We start from the raw sequence: 18,408 nt of genomic DNA on the forward strand, positions 1-18,408 counted from the left end.
CTGGTCGGGATCGGGAGCAGAAGCACATCGTGAGCAGCGAGAACGCAGACGCCGGACGTGAGCCGGAAGAGTCGTCGTCGGTATGGGACGTCGTCGTGGTCGGCGCGGGTCCGGCGGGAGCTTCCGCGGCATACGCGGCGGCCGTCGCGGGCCGCCGGGTGCTGTTGCTGGAGAAGGCGGAGATTCCCCGCTACAAGACCTGTGGCGGCGGCATCATCGGGTTCTCGCGGGACTCACTGCCTCCCGGGTTCGAACTGCCCCTGAAGGACCGCATCCACGCCGTCACCTTCTCGCTCAACGGGAAGCTGTCCCGCACGCGCAAATCCAAGCGCATGCTCTTCGGGCTGATCAACCGTCCGGAGTTCGACGCCGGTCTGGTCGAGGAGGCGCAGAAGGCGGGCGCCGAGCTGCGCACCGGTGCCGCGGTGGCACGGGTCGAGCAGCACGGACCCGCCGTGCCGGACCGGCGTACGGTCGCGGTGGTTCTGGCCGACGGCGAGACGGTTCTGGCACGGGCCGTCGTCGGCGCGGACGGCAGCGCGGGGCGCATAGGAGCCCATGTCGGGGTGAAGCTCGACCAGGTGGACCTCGGTCTGGAGGCCGAGATCCCGGTACCGGCGACGGTGGCCGAGGACTGGGCGGGGCGGGTGCTCATCGACTGGGGTCCGCTGCCCGGGAGTTACGGCTGGGTCTTCCCCAAGGGCGACACGCTGACCGTCGGAGTGATCGCGGCGCGTGGCGACGGTGCGGGGACGAAGCGCTACCTGGAGGACTTCATCGGCCGGCTGGGCCTCGCCGGGTTCGAGCCGACGATCTCCTCCGGCCATCTGACGCGCTGCCGCAGCGAGGACTCCCCGCTCTCCCGCGGTCGCGTGGTGGTCTGCGGCGACGCGGCCGGACTGCTGGAGCCGTGGACCAGGGAAGGCATCTCCTTCGCCCTGCGTTCGGGCCGGCTCGCCGGTGAGTGGGCGGTCCGGATCGCCGAATCGCACGACGCGGTGGACGCCCGGCGGCAGGCACTCAACTACGCGTTCGCCATCAAGGCAGGGCTGGGCGTCGAAATGGGTGTCGGCCGGCGCATGCTCAAGCTGTTCGAGCGGCGCCCCGGGATCCTGCACGCGGTGCTGACGGGTTTCCGCCCGGCCTGGAGCGCGTTCGCCGGGATCACCCGGGGGACGACGTCCCTGGCCGAGCTGGTGCGTACGCATCCGCTGGCGCAGCGTGCGCTGTCGGCGATGGATCGCTAGGACCGGTGGGGCTGTCGGGACTGCTCGGACCGGTGGAGTCGGGGTAGGTGGGGCTGGTGCGGCCGGGAGGGATCGCTGAGGTCTCCGGAATGCTGCGGTCTCGGGGGCGTCGGAGCTCCGGGACCTCTGCAGCCGTCGGGCCTCCCGGGGCTGCCGCACCTGTCGAGGTTCACGGAGTACCGAGGCTGTCCGCTGTCGGGGTCGTTGACTGAGGTCGTTGGGCCCGTGGGGCCGCTGCGACTGCCGGTCTCCTGAACGTGGTCAGCTCTCGATGCTGACCCGGAAGACCGGGTGGTCGGGGCAGGCCGCCAGGAGTTCCGCGTCGGTGGACTTCGCGGTGACACCCTGGAAGTACTGGTTGACCTCCCAGCCCCAGCGGTCGAGGTAGGCGCGGACGATCAGCATCTTCTGCTCGTCGTCCGCGATCTCCCGCGCGGTGAACGCGGCACGCCCCCGCACCCCGGTCACTCGGCGGATCCTGGTACCGCCCGCCGCCCGTCCGGAAAACCGGCCGCGGGCGCGACCCGGAGGGTCAGGCGCCCTGCGGGTGGGCGGAGTGCTCGCGGCCCGCGCGGCGTACCAGGCGGGCGAACCAGCCAAGCGCGCAGGCCTGCGCCAGTACGGACACGATCAGTGCGAGATAGACGAACCAGGCGGGTCCGCCCGACTCCGCACCGGCCATGGAACCGCCGACGAGGAAGAGGAACACGGTCGGTGCCGCGAGGAAGAACACCCAGACCCCGGCGAACGAGGCGTCGTCGTGAGCCACGAACAGCGTGTCCACCGCGACGAACACGACGGCCGCCAGGACGAGCCCGAGGTAGATCCGCGAAGCCGCGTTGCCGAAGGTCAGCCGCGCCGTCGTACGCAGCCGCTTGTTCATCATCTGATGACTCATGTCCCGCTCCCCGTGGTCGTTGATGCTTCCATCGTGCGCCCGGGAAGCGGCCGGTGCCTGAGTACGGCTACTCAATCGCTCAGGTGTGCGCAACGTTCCGCGCGCCGTAGCCCAGTACGGCCGCGGTCGCGGCGAGCGCGGCCACGGTGGTGAGGGCCACCGGCAGGGAGAACCAGTCGGCCATGAAGCCGATCACCGGCGGCCCCAGCAGCATCCCGCCGTAGCCGAGCGTCGACGCCGCGGCCACTCCGCTCGGGCCGGCCAGCGCCCCGGCCCGGCCGACGGCGACGGGGAAGATGTTGGCCAGGCCCAGACCGGCCACGGCGAAGCCGAGCAGGGCGAGCCAGACGGTCGGTGCGAGCGCCCCGAACAGCATGCCCGCCGCCGCCGTGACCCCGCCCGCCACGAGCGTGCGGGTCTGCCCGAACCGTTCGAGGAGCGTGGTACCCGTGAGCCTGCCGATCGCCATGGTCAGGGCGAACAGGGAATAGCCCGCGGCGGCGAGACCGGGATCGGCGTGCAGGTCCTGCGTGAGGTGGAGCGCGCCCCACTCCGCGAGCGCGCCCTCGCCGTACGCGGTGCAGAGGGCGATGACGCCGAACAGGATCACGATCCGGCGGGCCCGGCTGCTCATCCGCCGCGGATGCGCCGGTGTCTGCACCGGCTCCCGGCCGGCGGCGGCACCGGGCGCCGAGCTGTGGCGCAGGAGTACGGGGCCGGTGACCGCGGTGACGACCAGTCCGATACCGGCCAGCGCGAAGAGGTGGGTCGAGGCGGAGAGGCTGCCCGCGACCAGCCCGCCGAGTCCGGCTCCCGTCATGCCGCCCAGGCTGAACGCGGCGTGGAAGCTCGGCATCACGGGGCGGCGCAGCGCCGTGACCAGATCGACGGCGGCGCTGTTCGCCGCCACGTTCATGCCCCCGTACGCGGCGCCGAACAGCAGAAGGACGAGACCGAGGGAGAGCGCCGAATGCGTCTGGGCGGGAAGGGCGATGCTCAGCGGCAGCAGCACGCCGCAGACCACGGTGACGGCGTGGCTCCCGAAGCGACGGCAGAGCCGGCCGGTGAGCATCATGGTGATCACCGCGCCCGCCGACACGCCCAGCAGGGCGAGCCCCAGGGTGGAGGCGGTCGCCCCGGTCTGGTGCTTGATGGCCGGGATACGGACCACCCAGCCGGCGAAGAGGAACCCGTCGAGGGCGAAGAATATGGTCAGCGCGGTACGGAGGCGGGCCGACGAGGGTGGGGCGGTGTCTCCGCCGGATTCCCCCGATAGGGCCGTCCGCAGTTTGTTTAGTTGCGGCACAAACTCAGCATAGGGGCGCGCGGACGACGTACGCAAGACGGCTGCCCCCGATGACGTGCCGGTGAACGGTGCGGGACCCCGGAGCGTCGGCGGCGGCTCCGGATCATGGGAGACTCGCCCCCATGAACGGCAAGTCGACCACCACGCGGACGAAGTTGGAGAGGGGCCGCAGCGCGCTCGGGCCCGCCCTGGAGCTGGTCCACACAGGCCGCGCGCCCACGCGCGCCGTACTGACGTCCGAACTCGGTGTCACACGGGCCACCGCCGGTGCGGTGGCCGCGGAGCTGGAAGCCCTCGGACTCATCAGGGTCGACTCCAGCCCGGGTTCGGCGGCAGGCTCGCAGGGCCGCCCCTCGCACCGGCTGTCCGTCAGGGACCGCGGTCCGGTCGCCCTGGCCGCCCAGGTGCACGCCGACGGCTTCCGCGCCGCGCTGGTCGGGCTCGGGGGCGGGATCGTGGCCACCGCGCCCGGCTGCGTCGCCGTCATGGCCGACCCCGCACAGGTCCTCGGCGAGGTCGTCGAAGCCGGCGCCCAACTGCTGCGCGACAGCGGGCTGCGCTGCGTCGGCGCCGGGCTGGCCGTCCCCTCGGCGGTCGCCGAACCGGAGGGCACCGCCCTCAACCCGATGCACCTCGCCTGGCCGCCGGGTGCTCCCGTCCGGGAGATCTTCTCCGCCTGCGTACGCGCGGCCGGTATCTCCGGACCGGCGTTCACCGGCAACGACGTCAATCTGGCCGCCCTCGCCGAGCACCGGCACGGGGCGGGGCGCGGTGCCCAGCACCTGCTCTGTGTGGCCACCGGCCACCGGGGCGTGGGCGGCGCCCTCGTCCTGGACGGTCGTCTGCACAGCGGGAGTTCGGGCCTCGCCCTGGAAGTGGGCCATCTCACGGTCAATCCCGAGGGCCGCCCCTGCCACTGCGGCGGACGCGGCTGCCTGGACGTCGAGACGGACCCCCTGGCCTTCCTCACCGCCGCGCACCGCGAACCCGGCCCCGAGGAATCACTCCTCAAGCAGTCCGGCGACCTGCTGCGCACGGAGTACGACGACCCGTGTGTGCGCGCCGCCGCGGAGGAGCTGATCGACCGCCTGGGCCTGGGCCTGGCCGGGCTGGTCAACATCCTCAACCCGGACCGCATCATCCTCGGCGGCCTGCACCGCGATCTCCTGGAGGCCGACCCCGAGCGGCTCCGCGCGGTGGTGGCCGACCGCAGCCTGTGGGGCCGTAGCGGGAGTGTGCCGATCCTGTCCTGCACCCTGGACCACAACAGCCTGGTGGGCGCCGCCGAACTGGCCTGGCAGCCCGTGCTCGACGACCCCTTGGCCGCCCTCGCCTGACCCGCGCCGGCGGTGCGGACCGGGCGTCACCCCGGGCCGCACCGGCCGGGCCTCACCTCACTCCCTGCCCGTCCGCGCTCAGCGCGGCACGCTCCGGCGCCGAGAGGCGCAGCACCTCGTAGCGTTCGCCGGCGGTCCCGTCGGGCTCGTCCTCCCAGAGCGTGAAGTGCAAGAGCTCCCAGTGGCGCGGGTCGACGGCCAGTGCCGAGGCCACGGCTCCCGGGGCGGCGGCGAGCCGGCGGTTCGCCTCCAGCGCGGCCTCCATCGCCTCGGCCGGCCGGACCGTGTCCGCGATCCGTTCACGGCGGCGGACGGCGGTACGGGGAACGGCTCCGGAAGCCGGGCCCTCCAGATGGGCGAGGCCCGACCAGTGCTGCACCTCGGGTCGCCCGAAGTCGTCCACGATGCCCTGGAATCCGGGTCCCCGGAGAAACGTGTTCATGCCCTCCGCGGCCGACCACAGGTACAGCGGGGCGTACTGGTTGACCGGTGACGCCGCGCCCCGTTCGCGGATCAGGTACGCCTTCAGCCCGAGGCCGGGGAAGTCGTCCAGGAGATGGCCCCTGGTGGCGACCCGCTCACGGATGATCTTCATGTCGTAGTCGGCGGGCAGCGTGATCTCGTACTGCATGACGTGCATGGCGTACTCCTCAGGCGGACGGGGTGCGAGGGGAGAGCAGGGAGAGCAGTCCTTCGACCGCCGAGTCGAAGGCGGCGGCCGAGCCGGAGGCGCGGGCCAGGACGTAGCCGCCCTGAACCGTGGCCACCACGGTGGACGCGATCGCGGCGGGCGCGATGCCGGGTGCGAACTCGCCCCTGTCCAGGCCCTCCTGGACGATCTCGGCGATCCGCCCACGGAGCCAGCCGATCGTCTCGTCCACCGGAGCGCGCAGCTGATCGCTCGCCACGACCTCCGGGTCCATGGTCAGCCGTCCCACCGGGCAGCCCCGCAGCACTTCGCGCTCGCGCAGCAGATAGGCGCACAGCCGCTCGTACGCGGAGCCTGGACCGTCCAGCAGGTCACCGGCCGTCGCGCGGAGCTGTGCGGACGTGCGCAGGACGGCGGCCAGGGCCAGATCGGGCTTGCCCGTGAAGTGGTGGTACATGCTGCCCTGGCCCGCGCCGGCCAGCCGCTGGATGGCCTTGGGGCTCGTACCCACGTAGCCGCGCTCCCAGAGGAGCTCCTGGGTTGCCTCGATCAGACGGTCCGGAGTGCTCATGCGGGCACTGTACATACCAGTAGGTACAGAAGTGAGGGTGTCCGCCGGGGAGCAGGTGCCGGGCGAAGCCAGGGCCCCCTCCCGGAGACAGGCTCGTAAGCGACAGGAACTCGTGGCCGAACCCCCCACCGAGGAGTTCACCGAGATGGACACCCTGGCGTACTGGGCGGGCGGTTCGTGGCCGGCGCGATGAGGACGAGTACCGGCGCAGGCTCTCCGTCCTCGACGAGCCCTACGGCCGCTTCGGCAAGGACGGTCCGGTCTGACCGCGCCCACCGCACCGGGACGCGGGGCGAGGGAGCGCGCCGGTCACGAGTGACCGGCGCGCTCCCTCATGATCCGCGTGAGGGCCGCGGTGCCACCCCGGTCAGCCGACGACGGCCGACCGGGCACGCGTCGCCGCTGCCGTGGGCTCCATGAGGATTCCGGGCCCGGAACCGAACGGACCATCGGTCATCGACCCGTACACCGGGAGGGGATGCAGAGCGGTGGCGAGGGAAGGAGCGGGAAGGGTGAACCAGACGATCTTCCCCGTGTCGTCGCTCGGTCGTACGCCCCAGCTCTCGCTGACAGCCGCGATCAGTGCCATTCCGCGCCCCGAAGTGGCGGAGGAATCGGCATCGCACATGGTCGGCAGCCGGGGGTCGTGGTCGTGGACGGAGATTGTCAGGCGGTCGAGCAGCAGCTCGATCTCGACGGTGCACGATTTGTCCGGCTGTGCATGCCGGTGGACATTGGTCAGCAGTTCGGTGACGCCGAGCGCTGCCTGGTCGATCAGAGGATCGAGATGCCAGTAGCGCAATTGCGCCGAGATGATTCTGCGGACCTGACCGATCCGCGACGGCAGGGCCTGGAGCTCCACCGCGCAGTGCCTGCTTGGCTCGCTGATCACGGCTGCGACTCCCCGAAATAGGTCCGGAAGAAGACGAAGGGACGGATCCAGCAGATGGCTGACTGCTGTTTCTGGTCTGGTGATGCGTGGTCCGCCCTGTGTGGGCCCGGCGGAGCGGCTTGCGCTGTCACCGCCGGTTCACCATCAGTGACGTGGGACCAGCGTGACCCAGGGGGTTGGGCTCCGCAACTCGCGGTGCCCGTACGCAACCGTTGCGTCAGGTCCGCCGCCCGCCCGCCCCCCGCAGCGCCTCCAGGAACCTGCGGACCGGGGCCGCCCCGCCCGGCCTGCGGTTGCGCTGCCCCATCGTCAGCCGGTAGCGCACCCCGTTGATCCGCGCGACCGCGGAGTCGGCCGCCAGGAACCACCGCTTGCCCGCGCGCACCGAGGTCACCGGCGCACTGTCGATCTCCCGGCCGTTACTGGTCAGCAGGGCCAGCCGACCGTCCTTGACGATCACCTGGCCGGCCCTGGTGAGGGAACGGGCCCATCGTTCGATCCTGACATCCGTCGCGCTGAACTCTGTCTCGGCCATGGCGACTTCACCCCCCTTGTCCCGGCTTCTACTGAGAAGTCTGCCCCGGACAGGGGCGCTTGCACCAGACCACATCGGGACGGTATCCGCCGGGCCGCCGCGCCGGTCGCACACCCACCGGGCAACTGTGCAAAGGCAGGGCTATGGGCCATCAAAGCGATCGTTTGTGCAGGTGGGGGGAATATCGTGGAGGCCACCGAGTACCGCCGTCACGACAAGGAGATCCCTGATGGACGCCAGTGAGCACCGAGGTGACGGCGGGGTCGTGGAGACGGCGGACACCGACCGCAGCGATCCGGACTACCGGACCTGGCTGAAAGAGGCGGTACGCAAGGTCCAGGCGGACGCGAACCGCTCCGCCGACACCCACCTCCTGCGCTTCCCGCTGCCCGAACAGTGGGGCATCGACCTCTACCTCAAGGACGAGTCGACGCACCCCACCGGCAGCCTCAAACACCGGCTGGCCCGTTCGCTCTTCCTCTACGGGCTGTGCAACGGCTGGATCCGCCGGGGCAAGCCGGTCATCGAGGCGTCGAGCGGCTCGACCGCCGTCTCGGAGGCGTACTTCGCGAAAATGATCGGTGTCCCGTTCATCGCGGTGATGCCCCGCACCACCAGTCCCGAGAAGTGCCGGCTGATCGAATTCCACGGCGGACAGTGCCACTTCGTGGACGACTCCCGCAGGCTGTACGAGGAGTCCGCCGCCCTCGCCGCCGAGACCGGCGGCCACTACATGGACCAGTTCACCTACGCGGAGCGGGCCACCGACTGGCGCGGCAACAACAACATCGCGGAATCCATCTACCAGCAGCTGAGACTGGAGAGGTACCCGGAGCCCGCCTGGATCGTCGCCACGGCCGGCACGGGCGGCACCTCGGCGACCATCGGGCGCTACGTCCGCTACATGCAGCACGACACCCGGATCTGCGTACCCGACCCGGAGAACTCCTGTTTCTTCGACGGCTGGACCAGGCATGACCCGCTGGCCACCAGTGACTGCGGCTCACGCATCGAAGGCATCGGCCGGCCCAGGATGGAGCCGAGCTTCGTGCCCGGTGCCATCGACCGGATGATGAAGGTGCCGGACGCGGCCACCGTCGCCGCCGTCCGCGTGCTGGAGCGCGTCCTCGGCCGCAAGGCGGGCGGCTCGACGGGTACCGGGCTGTGGAGCGCGTTCAAGCTGGTGGCCGAGATGGTGGAGCGGGGCAGCACCGGCAGCGTCGTCACGCTGCTCTGCGACCCGGGCGACCGCTACCTCGACAAGTACTACTCGGACAGCTGGCTGAGCGAGCAGGGCCTCGACATCGGGCCGTACACGGAGACGATCGACCGCTTCCTGGCCACGGGCACCTGGACCGCCTGACCGCCCGCCCGACGTCCGCACGGCGGTCGTGGGTCAGTCGTCGAGCAGGGTGTCGAGCACGCGGCCGAAGAGCCTGCGGCCCGCGGCCGAGAGCAGGGGATCGCCCCAGCGGGGCAGCAGCCGTACGCGCAGCTCCTCGACCCAGATCACATGCGACCCCGCACCCGTCGGGCGGACATCGATCGAGGCCCGGCCCCGCACCACGGGGCCGCGCTTCTCCAGCTCGCACAGTCCGGCCCGGCCGCCCGCCGGCGGGGTCCACCGCACGACCTCCATCGGATCGTCGAAGCCCAACGGGCCGAGACCCGTACGGGCCACGAAGACCGTCCCGGTGCGGGTGGGCGGACCCGTCGGGACGGTGACCGAGGTGAACGGGACGGTCCCGCCATGCCGCTCCCAATCGGTCACCCGGCGCCAGGTCTCGGCGGCGGGGAGGGGAGTGAAACGCTCGATCCGGAAGACGGCCACACCCCGATCCTAGGACGTCCACCGCTCCCTCGGGGTGCGGAGCGGAACGTGCGGGGCCGCACGTTCCCCTCGTCCGGATCATGGCGACCCACGATCCCGGCATCCGGACCGACGAGGTCGATCCGGCACCGAGAGGCCCGAAGGACTGTCCAGTCGACGCGGGCGCACGACGACAGCCACGGCACCTCGCCGCGTTGCCGGAAGCCCGCGTACATCCGGTACGGGGACGTCCCTCCGTGTTGCGATTCACCGCATCCGACGCCGCGCGCGGGTCCGCCAGGGATTACGGGACAGCCTCAGGCGTCCGGAGATCCGCCCGCCACGACCAGGCCCGGCAGATGTTCCTCGATCTCCCGGCGTGCACCGTCCGGCAGGCCCGCGTCCGTGACGAAGCTGTCCACCTCGTCGAGCGTCGCGAAGGAACTCAGGCCCACCGTGCCCCACTTGGTGTGGTCGGCGACCACCACGACCCGCCGCGCGGCCCGGACGAGGCGGCGGTTCGTCTCGGCCTCCGCGAGGTTCGGCGTCGAGAGACCCGCCTCGACCGAGATGCCGTGCACCCCGAGGAACAGCACGTCGAAGTGGAGCGAGTCGATGGCCCGGTCCGCGACCGGCCCCACGAGCGAGTCCGAAGGCGTACGGATCCCGCCGGTCAGCACCACCGTGGCCGCCCCGGCCCGCGAACCGCCCGCCGCCGTCGGCCGCTGCGCGTCGTGGAACACATCGGCGACCCGCACCGAATTCGTCACCACGGTCAGCGCCGGTACCTCCAGCAGATGCCGGGCCAGCGCGAACGTGGTCGTACCGCCGGAGAGCGCGATCGCGCTGCCGGGCACCGCCATCGCCGCCGCCGCCCGCGCGATGTCCTCCTTGGCACTGAGCTCCAGCGTCGACTTCGCCTCGAACCCCGGCTCGTGCGTACTCGCCTCGACCACCGGGACGGCCCCGCCGTGCACCTTCTCGATGACACCCTGACGCGCCAGCGCGTCCAGGTCCCGGCGGATGGTCATGTCGGAGACGCTCAGCTTGCGGGTCAGCTCGTTGACGCGGACCCCGCCGCGCTTGCGCACCTCGTCGAGAATGAGCGCGCGCCGCTGCTCCGCGAGCAGGTTCTGGTTCTCGCTCAAAGCCGACCCGGCCCTTCCCTCTGTCCACCCGTCCACACCGTCCGGCAGCGGCCTGCGGGACGCCCTCATCCTGCCACGCACCCCTACAGGCCGCGTCACTGGGGAGATTCGGTGAGAGCGGTGCGGCGGACACCCTCCGTCCGGGATGGTGGTGACTGCGCATCAGCCCAAAAGCCCCACGCCCCGACCCGACCCCTTTTTCTCCCCGCCCGGCCGGGACGCCGTACGGACCAGAGAGCGAGTCACCGAATTGCCCCCTGCACCCCAGGCCCCGCAAAGATCCGGGGCGGCGCTGGAACTGCTCGTCCACGGGGTCGGCGGAGCCACCCCCCAGGAGATGCTCGGCGACCCCCGGACGACCAGGATCACCGGTGACGCCACGGCCGCCGTCTACCGGCGCACCGAGGACGTCGCGGCCGAGCAGCACCCCGAACGCCACCGGGACGGACCCCTCGCCGAGGCCTACTGCTGGTCCAACCTCACCTCCGGCAACGGCTCCCGCGCCCTCTGGCTCCTGCTGCTCCCCTTCATGGTGGTCAACCTCGCCCACTGGATGCGGCCCACCGCCCGGGGGCGCACCGTCGCGGTCCGGCTGTACGGAGCCGTGGTGCGGCTCGTCGCCCTCAGCCTCACCGTGCTGCTGACCGCCGCCGCCTGCGAGGTGGCCCTCGACCTGGTGGCCTGGCAGTGCGCGGGCGTCGCCGAATGCTCCGGGCGCCGGTCCTGGCTGGGCTTCCTCGCCACGGAACAGGGCGGCTGGTGGTCCCAGCCCGGACGCAGGCTCGCCGTCGCGGCGGCCGTGCCCACCGCCCTCGTCGGCCTGCTCTGGTACCTGTCCAACCGCACCTGGAGCGCCTACGAATCGCAGCGCCCGCTGACCTGGGACGAACCCGGCGAGGACGAGGAGCCGCTGCCCCCGCCCTCCGGTGCCCCCGTCGTGCGCCCCGCGCTGGGCAGGCCGGGATTCTGGTACGGCCGCCGACTGGTCGCCCGGCTGCGCGCCGCGCACACCGCCGCCGGATTCCTCACCGTCGCCGCCGCCGTCGGAGGTGCGGCCGCCCGGCACGACCGGGCCGCCGACGGCCCCGTACCCGCCGTGCTCGGCTTTCTGTTCGAAGCGGCCCTCGTCCTGTGCGGCCTCGTCGTCGTCGTGGTGGTCTGCCGCCGTGGCCGCAGCGAGCGACGTCTCGACAACCGGCTCGACCGTGCCGTCATCTCCTTCCTGCCCCCGGCCGCGCTCGCCCTCCTGGCCACCGGCACGGTGTACGCCGCCTGGTCACGCCCCGGCTGGGCATCCTCCGGCACCCTCCCCGGAGAGGCTGCCTTCCGTCTCCTCGCGCTGGGCCAGGGCATCCTCGTCGTCGTCCTCGCCGCAGTGGCGATGAGCCTGTACCGGCGCACACCCGACCCGCGCACCACCCTGCGCGGCCTCGGCGGCCCCGCCGTCGCGATGCTCGCCTGCGCGCTCGGCGGCGTGATGACCGGAGGCGTCGCCCAGCGCGTCGCCGACTGGCTCGACGGCCCCGGCACCCCGGGCATGGGCCAGGGCTCCGCGATCGAGGGCCCGCCCGTGGTCCTCAGCTGGCAGGCCTCCGCCATCCCCGTCCTGCTGCTGCTCCTGCTCGTCCCCGTCACCTGGCTGGTCCTCCGCACCGCCCGGCGTGCCCGCCGGATGGGGCCCGGGATCGAGGCCGAGTACGAACAGACACTCAATGACCCAGGCCGCACCCGGCGGATCGCCCGCACGAGGGCCACGGCGGCGCTCACGGACTCCGCGCCCCGGATCCTCGGGCTGGTCTCCGGTGCCACCCTGCTGCTCGGTGTCGGAGCGGTCGCCGGCTCCTGGATCAGCGGCGAGGTGCCCGGCCGGGCCATGGACGGCACGAGCCCGGTCGTCGAATCGCTCGCCGAGGCCGCCCAGTCGACCGGCTCATGGCTGATCGGCCTCGGCTTCATACTCTTCGTCACCTGGGGACGCCGCGCCTACCGCGACGTCTCCGCCCGGCGCACCATAGGCATCCTCTGGGACGTCGGTACGTTCTGGCCGCGCGCCGCCCACCCCTTCGCACCGCCCTGCTACGCCGAGCGGGCCGTGCCCGACCTGTCGTCCCGGATGTCCGCCTGGACGGGCCTCACCGGTGGCCGGCTCGTCATCTCGGGACACTCCCAGGGCAGCGTGCTCGCGGCGGCCGCCGTCTGGCAACTGCCCGACGCGACGCGACGCCGGGTGGCACTGCTCACCTACGGCTCGCCGATCGAGCGGCTCTACGGGCGCTGGTTCCCGGCCTACTTCGGGCCCGTCCCGCTGGAAGGGCTCCACCGGTCCGTCCACTGCTGGCGCAACCTGTGGCGCGCCACGGACCCGATCGGCGGCCCCGTCGCAATCGACGAGGCCGGCGGCCCGGAGGTCGACCGGGGCCCGCTGAGGGACCCGCTGGTCTACGGCCGCACCCCGGAACACCCGCTGCCCGAACCGATCCTGGGGCACTCGGACTACCAGGCCGACCCCGACTTCGCCGTACAGCGGGCCATGCTCCTCGAACGGCTCGGGCCCGTCCTGCCCCAGCAGGCCGGAGCGGAGACTCAGGGAAGCTCGGGCAGGTCCTCCGGATAGAGCAGGGTGAGGTCGTCCGTGCTCGGCTCCGCGAGCTGGGCGACCCGGCCCGCGTGCCGCTCCACCATCGACTCGAAGGTCTGACGGGCCGTACGGCCGTTACCGAAGGCCGGACCCTTGGGAAGCGCGGTGAAGTACTTGAGCAGCGCTTCCCCGGCCCCGTCCGCCAGGCTGTACTCGTGCTCCTCGGACTGCTGCTCCACGATCCGCAGCAACTCCTCCGGCACATAATCGCTGAACGTGATCGTCCGTGAGAAGCGCGAGGCCACACCCGGATTGACCGTGAGGAAGCGCTCCATCTCGTGGGTGTACCCGGCTACGATCACCACCACCGCGTCCCGGTGGTCCTCCATCAGCTTCACCAGCGTGTCGATGGCCTCCCGCCCGAAGTCCCGACCGGAGTCCTCGGGCGACAGCGCGTACGCCTCGTCGACGAACAGCACCCCGCCGCGCGCCCGGTCGAACGCCTCCTGCGTGCGGATCGCCGTCGACCCGATGTGCTCACCGACCAGGTCGACCCGGGAAACCTCCACGAGGTGCCCGTGCTCCAGCACACCGAGCGAGGCCAGGATCTCGCCGTACAGCCGGGCCACCGTCGTCTTGCCCGTACCGGGGGAGCCGGTGAAGACCAGATGCCGGCGCACCGACGCGGCCTTGAGTCCGGCAAGGCGACGGCGGCGGCCCACCTCGATCATGTCGGTCAGCGCCCGCACCTCACGCTTGACGCTGTCCAGGCCGACCAGCGCGTCCAGCTCGCCGAGGACGGCAGCCGAATCCCGTGCGGGCTCCGCCGGGGCCGCTGGGGCCGCGGTCTCCGCAGCCCGCTGCACCGGCATCGCGCCGAGCAGCCCGGGCGTGGACCGGGACGCCGTCAGGACAGCCGGGGCCGGGGGAGCGGCGCTGCGCAACCCGCTCTCGTCGCTGGTGCAGTCCTCCACGACCGGGCCGCCGGTGCGCCCCTCGCCGTGGGAGGCGCCGCCGTCGGCGAACTCGTAACCACCGCGCGCACACCGCTCGGTACGGCAGTGGGTCAACGTGGAACGGCAGCCGTCCATGACATGGAAGCCGTACCCCTCGCTGCCCGTGACCCGGCAGCTGTTGAAGGTCCCGCGGCCCTCGGCGGAGACGTAGAAACCCGCCTCGGCGGGCGACGTGACCGTGCAGCGCTCGATCGTCGGGTCGGCGCCCTTGGTGACGATGACACCCGTCTGCGCGGCGTCGATGGTGCAGTTGTTCAGGGTGCCGCCGCTGCCGTGGTCACGGAACCACGCCCCGGTGGACGCCTCACGGATCCGGCAGTCGTCGAGCTGGGCGGTGGCCCCGTCGCTCACCGAGACCGCCGTGTTCCGGATCTGCGACAGATCGCTGTCCACGACGTCGGCACGCGAGCCCCGGTCGAGGACGAAGAGGGCGTCGGGCACGTCGTGGACACGACACGAATCGAGTATGACCGTCGCCCCGTCACTCACCCAGACCGCCGGATAGTCCCCCGTGCTGTCGTGGATCTCGCACTGGTTGGCATCGACACGCGTGCCCGGGTCCCACACCGACAGGCCGTTGCGGCCGAACCGGCGCACGGTGGAACGCGTCAGGGTGAGCACCGACCGGGAGCGCAGGTCCACCGCGTTCTCCGGAATGTCGTGGATGTCGCAGTCGGCGAGTGTGAGGACCGCGTCGGTGTCCAACGTGACCCCGTCCGCGGACGTGCGGTGCACGGTGCAGTCGGTGAGGTGCGCCGTGCCCCGGGCCGTGATCTGCACCCCGCTGCCCTTGATCTCGTACACCTCGCAGCCCACCGCCTCCAGGCCGCTGCCCTCCCCGGTCACGCTCAGGCCCGCCCCCGAAGCGTGGTGGACGCGGCAGCGCTCCAGCCTCGGATGTGCGCCGTCGCGCACCGAGATCCCGGACTGCCCCGCCGAGACGACCTCGCACTCCTCGAACACGCCCCCGGCGCCGTCCAGTACGGCGATGCCGACCCCGGCCGGATTGTCGACGGTGCAGCGGCGCACGGTGGGCCTGGCCGCCGCGCCCCGCACCTCTATCCCGGCGGCCGACCTGGTCACGACGCGCAGGTCCGACAGCTCCGGTGCGCCCTCCTCGACGAGCAGGGCGGGTGCGGCCGCGTCCTGGCCCTCCACATGGAGGTCCTGGATCACGGCGGAGGCACGAAGGGTCAGGGGGACGCCGTCGACCGGTGCGATCCGGACCGATCCGACGGAGCCCTCGGGGCCGCGCAGTGTCACCGCGCGGTGGACGACGAGATTCTCCCGGTAGGTACCGGGGGCGATGGTGAGGACGTCACCTTCGGCCGCGGCCTCCAGGGCTGCGGTGAGGGAAGCGTATTCGCCCGTGCGGCGCCGCCATCGCGATGTGCCGGTGTGCGTCACCTGGACCGTGCCCTGTGCCATGGTGCTGCTGTGCCCCCACCTCGTGCCGTGTGCGCTGCCTCGTGCCTGCCCGCGTGCCGGGCGACCGCCGGTGCCGTCCGCCCTGGGCAGCTCCGGGTCCGCCTGCCGAGGAGTCGGGCGGGCCGGTCCACCGTAGCGCGCGCGGCGGGCGGGAGTTGACGCGTCGCTCGCGCCTGAGCCCCCTTGAGGAGCACGGCCCGGCGCCCCGGACCGGCCCCCGCGCCCTTCGGCTTCAGCCGCCCGTACCCGTTCTGCCCCAGTCGGGGCCCGTTTCGGCCCAGGCCTGGTCGAGCCGGATGTACCGCCGTTGCATCATGCGCCATACGACCAGCCTGCGGGCGGTTTCCACCAGTCCGGCCGCGAGGAGCGTCACGCCGACACCGGCCAGCACCGCGTGCGTGCGGGCCGTGGAGGTGTCCATGGGGCGTATCGCCGCGCTGCCCGCGTCGTCGGTCCAGATCCGTACCCGGGCCCCGGGGGTGGTGGTGCGGGACGCCGTCGCCACCTGTCCCGTACGGGCGGTGCCGTCCGGGGCCTGCCAGCGGGCCACCACCGAGGTGCGTGTGGTGCCCGCCGCGACGGCGCTCTCGGGGTCCTGGGCGAAGCGCGACGCACCGGAGGGTTCACGGACCACGACGGCCGTGGTGAGGTGGCGCTGCGCGTGCTGGGCCCGCACCGCCCGCTGGAGTGCGTCGTCGGTGAGACCACCGCACAGTCGGCCGAGCGCCGGGGCCGCGACGAGCATCAGCAGCAGCGCGACGAGAGCCACCCAGGCCTCGTGACGATCGGTGGGCCGGCACAGGGGATTGTGCCGCCACCGCCGGATCCCCACGACCGCTCGCACAGTCACGCACCGCCTTCCGTATCCGTCATAACCCGATACGGCCCCGATCACCTGCCGGAGCGGCGAAGAGAGAGCAACCTCACTACGCCAACGCCCCGCCCTGTCCCATGAGTTCCCTCGGGCAGCCGGGAGCCCGTGGATCACTCGAGGACCCGCACGGGGTCCCCCACCCGGATCACGCCGGTCCCGTCGGGGATCAGATTCTGGCCGAAGTGCAGGCCCGTCCCCGTCCGGCGATGGCGTGCGAGCGTACGCAAGGGTTCCTTGCCGCGCTCCGCCGTCGACTGGTCGGTGGTGGTGACGACGCAGCGTCCGCACGGCTTGGCCACGCGGAAGGCGACCTCCCCGATCGCGATACGCCGCCATCCGTCCTCGGCCCACGGCGCGGTGCCGTCCACGACCACGTTCGGCCGGAAGCGGTTCATGGGCAGCGGGCCCTCGTCCGCGTGATCTCCCTGCTCCACCAGGGAGTTGAGCGCGTCCAGCGAGGCACGCGCGGTGAGCAGGAGCGGGAATCCGTCGGCGAAGGAGACGGTCTCGCCGGGGCGTGCGTATGCCGGGTCGATGGGTCTGCGGTGCGACGGCTCGTCGAGATGGACGAGCCGGACCTCCGCACCGAGACGCGCACCGAACCAGGCGTGGGCGGCCCTTGCCGCCTCCACCACCTCGACCTTGCTCCTGAAGAGCTCAGCGAGGACGGTGAACGCCGGATCGGGCACATCCACGGTCAGCGGCGCGCTTCCGGGCGCCGACAGCACCACCCCGCCACCCGGCAGCGGCGCGGCGGACAGCTGTGCCAGGCGGGGCAGCTGACGCTGTGTGACGACCCTGTCCTCGCTGTCGATCAGCATCCAGCGTCGGTCGCCGTCGAGTCCCCACGGCTCGACGACGGCCTCGTCGGTCGTGCACGCGGTCAGTGACTTGACCGGGTGGATGCGGATGGCCCTGAGTACCGGAGAAACCATGCGTCCATCCTGCCAGCCGCCACCGACAGCGGGCTGTCTCGCCCCGCTCAGTACCCCCGGCCCTGGTACGGACGGTTGTACGGGTCCTCGTACGGGGACGGCGCGGGTGCCGGCCTCGGGGACGCCGGGCGCATGGCCTCGTAGCCCGTAGCCGGGCGCGGCTGCTGCGGCTGCTGGTAGCCACGGGGCGCGGCGGGCTGCTGGGGGATGTACGGAGCCGGTGCGTGCTGCAGCTGCGCGGGCTGCATCATCGGCGCCTGCTGCGTTCCGGCGTTCTGGTACTGCGGCTGCGGAGCCTGCTGCGGGTAGCCGTAGGAGCCGTTGTGCTGCGACGGGCCGGCGGGCAGGGCCGGAAGCGCCGACGGCAGAGCCGGCAGGTAGCTGTTGCCGGTGTCGTAGGCGGCCGGAACTCGGATCGGTGCGATCTGAGGCGTACCCCGCTCGGCGACCAGGGAGTCGTAGATCGGGGTGTCGGCAAACGACGGCGCGGCGTAGTAGCCGCCTCCGTAGGTGGAGCGAGGGGAGGTCATGACACATAAGTTAAGCCCACGATGTGCCGATTGGGGAGACCCAATCTCGGGGCCATCCGTTTTACGCTGCTTTTGTCGGCCCGACGTGCCAAGACATCGTTAAATCCCTCGTTAACAGCAGGGGCTTTTCTGTCGGAGGGCGTGGCTGACGAGAAGTGGCGGTCGAGCTACAAAGGGCGACGCCCGTACGGGACTCGTCAGGACGCGCGCTTCTCGGCCCGGAGTGTCGGCACCTCACGGGGACCGCCCGTGGTGGCCGCCGCCGGCCGCCGGCGTGCTCACCGGCTGCCGTGTCCCACCGCTCCACGCCGGGTACGGGCGCCCGTGCGGCGTGGCCCACGGTCGCGTCCGTAGCCGCATCGTTCCCGGCCTCGGCACCGGCGAGTGGACGGCCGGAGCCCCCGGCGGTGAACTGCGACGGAACGAAGGCCTTCCGGCAGGGCGCAACGGACGCTCGGCCGTTTCGTACCGCCAGGTCATGCGGGGCTCCGTCCGGCGGATCGTGCGACTCACCCTGTCGGGAGACGCTTTCGGCCGAAGGGGCGGCCGTCCGGGCGGACGCGGTGCAGGCGGCCGATGGCGGCACGGAGGAGCCGGGACCACATCGCCGCGGCGGCGGCGTGCGGTACGCGTTCCGGACGGTTCGCGTGGGCG

16 protein-coding genes and 1 pseudogene are annotated in these 18,408 nt (G+C 72.1%); 4 read left to right on the top strand and 13 right to left on the bottom strand.

Annotated features, from left to right (window positions below):
• Positions 1 to 29 precede the first annotated feature (29 nt).
• Positions 30 to 1,247, top strand: a complete 1,218-nt coding sequence (locus ACFWVP_RS21245; RefSeq protein WP_384498723.1) for a geranylgeranyl reductase family protein — start codon at positions 30 to 32, stop codon at positions 1,245 to 1,247.
• A 261-nt stretch (positions 1,248 to 1,508) separates the two neighbouring features.
• On the opposite strand, the pseudogene ACFWVP_RS21250 reads toward ACFWVP_RS21245, so the two are convergent.
• From ACFWVP_RS21250 to ACFWVP_RS21260, 3 genes and pseudogenes are all read right to left on the bottom strand, one after another.
• Positions 1,509 to 1,745 (bottom strand): annotated as a pseudogene (locus tag ACFWVP_RS21250) (deazaflavin-dependent nitroreductase); the annotation flags it as partial.
• 34 nt (positions 1,746 to 1,779) lie between these two features.
• On the bottom strand, positions 1,780 to 2,145 hold the full coding sequence (locus tag ACFWVP_RS21255) for an SCO4225 family membrane protein (protein ID WP_384498725.1): 366 nt from the start codon (positions 2,143 to 2,145) through the stop codon (positions 1,780 to 1,782).
• Between the two features lie 79 nt (positions 2,146 to 2,224).
• Positions 2,225 to 3,451, bottom strand: coding sequence for an MFS transporter (locus ACFWVP_RS21260; protein WP_384498727.1), 1,227 nt, complete (start codon positions 3,449 to 3,451; stop codon positions 2,225 to 2,227).
• A 122-nt stretch (positions 3,452 to 3,573) separates the two neighbouring features.
• Between ACFWVP_RS21260 and ACFWVP_RS21265 the strand changes: the two genes are divergently transcribed.
• Positions 3,574 to 4,788, top strand: coding sequence for an ROK family protein (locus tag ACFWVP_RS21265; protein WP_384498729.1), 1,215 nt, complete (start codon positions 3,574 to 3,576; stop codon positions 4,786 to 4,788).
• A gap of 52 nt (positions 4,789 to 4,840) precedes the next feature.
• Here the strand turns inward: ACFWVP_RS21265 and ACFWVP_RS21270 are convergent, their stop codons facing one another.
• The 4 genes from ACFWVP_RS21270 to ACFWVP_RS21285 all read right to left on the bottom strand — a co-directional run bounded on the left by ACFWVP_RS21270 (position 4,841) and on the right by ACFWVP_RS21285 (position 7,435).
• Positions 4,841 to 5,428, bottom strand: a complete 588-nt coding sequence (locus tag ACFWVP_RS21270) for a DUF4865 family protein (protein ID WP_384498731.1) — start codon at positions 5,426 to 5,428, stop codon at positions 4,841 to 4,843.
• Positions 5,429 to 5,438: 10 nt separating this feature from the next.
• Positions 5,439 to 6,008: a TetR/AcrR family transcriptional regulator gene (locus ACFWVP_RS21275; protein WP_384498733.1), complete on the bottom strand. Its 570-nt coding sequence runs from the start codon at positions 6,006 to 6,008 to the stop codon at positions 5,439 to 5,441.
• Positions 6,009 to 6,375: 367 nt separating this feature from the next.
• Complete coding sequence (locus ACFWVP_RS21280; protein ID WP_384498735.1) at positions 6,376 to 6,900, bottom strand: ATP-binding protein; 525 nt, start codon at positions 6,898 to 6,900, stop codon at positions 6,376 to 6,378.
• Between the two features lie 217 nt (positions 6,901 to 7,117).
• Positions 7,118 to 7,435: a hypothetical protein gene (locus tag ACFWVP_RS21285; protein ID WP_384498737.1), complete on the bottom strand. Its 318-nt coding sequence runs from the start codon at positions 7,433 to 7,435 to the stop codon at positions 7,118 to 7,120.
• A gap of 229 nt (positions 7,436 to 7,664) precedes the next feature.
• Here ACFWVP_RS21285 and ACFWVP_RS21290 point away from each other — a divergent pair, with 229 nt between their 5' ends.
• Entirely contained in the window at positions 7,665 to 8,798 is a 1,134-nt protein-coding gene (locus ACFWVP_RS21290; RefSeq protein WP_384498739.1) for a PLP-dependent cysteine synthase family protein, read from the top strand.
• 33 nt (positions 8,799 to 8,831) lie between these two features.
• Here the strand turns inward: ACFWVP_RS21290 and ACFWVP_RS21295 are convergent, their stop codons facing one another.
• Together ACFWVP_RS21295 and ACFWVP_RS21300 are read right to left on the bottom strand one after the other, a co-directional pair.
• Entirely contained in the window at positions 8,832 to 9,266 is a 435-nt protein-coding gene (locus ACFWVP_RS21295; RefSeq protein WP_384498741.1) for an SRPBCC family protein, read from the bottom strand.
• A gap of 296 nt (positions 9,267 to 9,562) precedes the next feature.
• Entirely contained in the window at positions 9,563 to 10,393 is an 831-nt protein-coding gene (locus ACFWVP_RS21300; protein WP_384498743.1) for a DeoR/GlpR family DNA-binding transcription regulator, read from the bottom strand.
• A 337-nt stretch (positions 10,394 to 10,730) separates the two neighbouring features.
• Between ACFWVP_RS21300 and ACFWVP_RS21305 the strand changes: the two genes are divergently transcribed.
• A complete protein-coding gene (locus ACFWVP_RS21305) occupies positions 10,731 to 13,007 on the top strand; it encodes a hypothetical protein (RefSeq protein WP_384498834.1) in 2,277 nt (758 codons plus the stop codon).
• Here the strand turns inward: ACFWVP_RS21305 and ACFWVP_RS21310 are convergent.
• The 4 genes from ACFWVP_RS21310 to ACFWVP_RS21325 all read right to left on the bottom strand — a co-directional run bounded on the left by ACFWVP_RS21310 (position 12,977) and on the right by ACFWVP_RS21325 (position 17,754).
• Complete coding sequence (locus ACFWVP_RS21310) at positions 12,977 to 15,415, bottom strand: right-handed parallel beta-helix repeat-containing protein (RefSeq protein ID WP_384498744.1); 2,439 nt, start codon at positions 15,413 to 15,415, stop codon at positions 12,977 to 12,979. The genes ACFWVP_RS21305 and ACFWVP_RS21310 overlap by 31 nt on opposite strands.
• Before the next feature lie 232 nt (positions 15,416 to 15,647).
• On the bottom strand, positions 15,648 to 16,265 hold the full coding sequence (locus ACFWVP_RS21315; protein WP_384498745.1) for a hypothetical protein: 618 nt from the start codon (positions 16,263 to 16,265) through the stop codon (positions 15,648 to 15,650).
• A 134-nt stretch (positions 16,266 to 16,399) separates the two neighbouring features.
• Positions 16,400 to 17,224 (bottom strand): MOSC domain-containing protein, encoded by an 825-nt coding sequence (locus ACFWVP_RS21320; RefSeq protein WP_384498747.1) that lies wholly within the window; start codon positions 17,222 to 17,224, stop codon positions 16,400 to 16,402.
• A gap of 47 nt (positions 17,225 to 17,271) precedes the next feature.
• A complete protein-coding gene (locus ACFWVP_RS21325; protein WP_384498748.1) occupies positions 17,272 to 17,754 on the bottom strand; it encodes a DUF6643 family protein in 483 nt (160 codons plus the stop codon).
• Positions 17,755 to 18,408 lie beyond the last annotated feature (654 nt).

The organism is Streptomyces sp. NPDC058637, from assembly GCF_042717325.1.
Classification (GTDB): Bacteria; Actinomycetota; Actinomycetes; order Streptomycetales; family Streptomycetaceae; genus Streptomyces.

Excerpts from the sequence above, each read along its gene's own strand:
- ACFWVP_RS21310 (WP_384498744.1), bottom strand. The coding sequence starts at position 15,415 with ATGGCACAGGGCACGGTCCAGGTGACGCACACCGGCACATCGCGATGG.
- ACFWVP_RS21305 (WP_384498834.1), top strand. The coding sequence starts at position 10,731 with ATGCTCGGCGACCCCCGGACGACCAGGATCACCGGTGACGCCACGGCC.
- ACFWVP_RS21325 (WP_384498748.1), bottom strand. The coding sequence starts at position 17,754 with ATGACCTCCCCTCGCTCCACCTACGGAGGCGGCTACTACGCCGCGCCG.
- ACFWVP_RS21290 (WP_384498739.1), top strand. The coding sequence starts at position 7,665 with ATGGACGCCAGTGAGCACCGAGGTGACGGCGGGGTCGTGGAGACGGCG.
- ACFWVP_RS21285 (WP_384498737.1), bottom strand. The coding sequence starts at position 7,435 with ATGGCCGAGACAGAGTTCAGCGCGACGGATGTCAGGATCGAACGATGG.
- ACFWVP_RS21320 (WP_384498747.1), bottom strand. The coding sequence starts at position 17,224 with ATGGTTTCTCCGGTACTCAGGGCCATCCGCATCCACCCGGTCAAGTCA.
- ACFWVP_RS21270 (WP_384498731.1), bottom strand. The coding sequence starts at position 5,428 with ATGCACGTCATGCAGTACGAGATCACGCTGCCCGCCGACTACGACATG.
- ACFWVP_RS21275 (WP_384498733.1), bottom strand. The coding sequence starts at position 6,008 with ATGAGCACTCCGGACCGTCTGATCGAGGCAACCCAGGAGCTCCTCTGG.
- ACFWVP_RS21255 (WP_384498725.1), bottom strand. The coding sequence starts at position 2,145 with ATGAGTCATCAGATGATGAACAAGCGGCTGCGTACGACGGCGCGGCTG.
- ACFWVP_RS21265 (WP_384498729.1), top strand. The coding sequence starts at position 3,574 with ATGAACGGCAAGTCGACCACCACGCGGACGAAGTTGGAGAGGGGCCGC.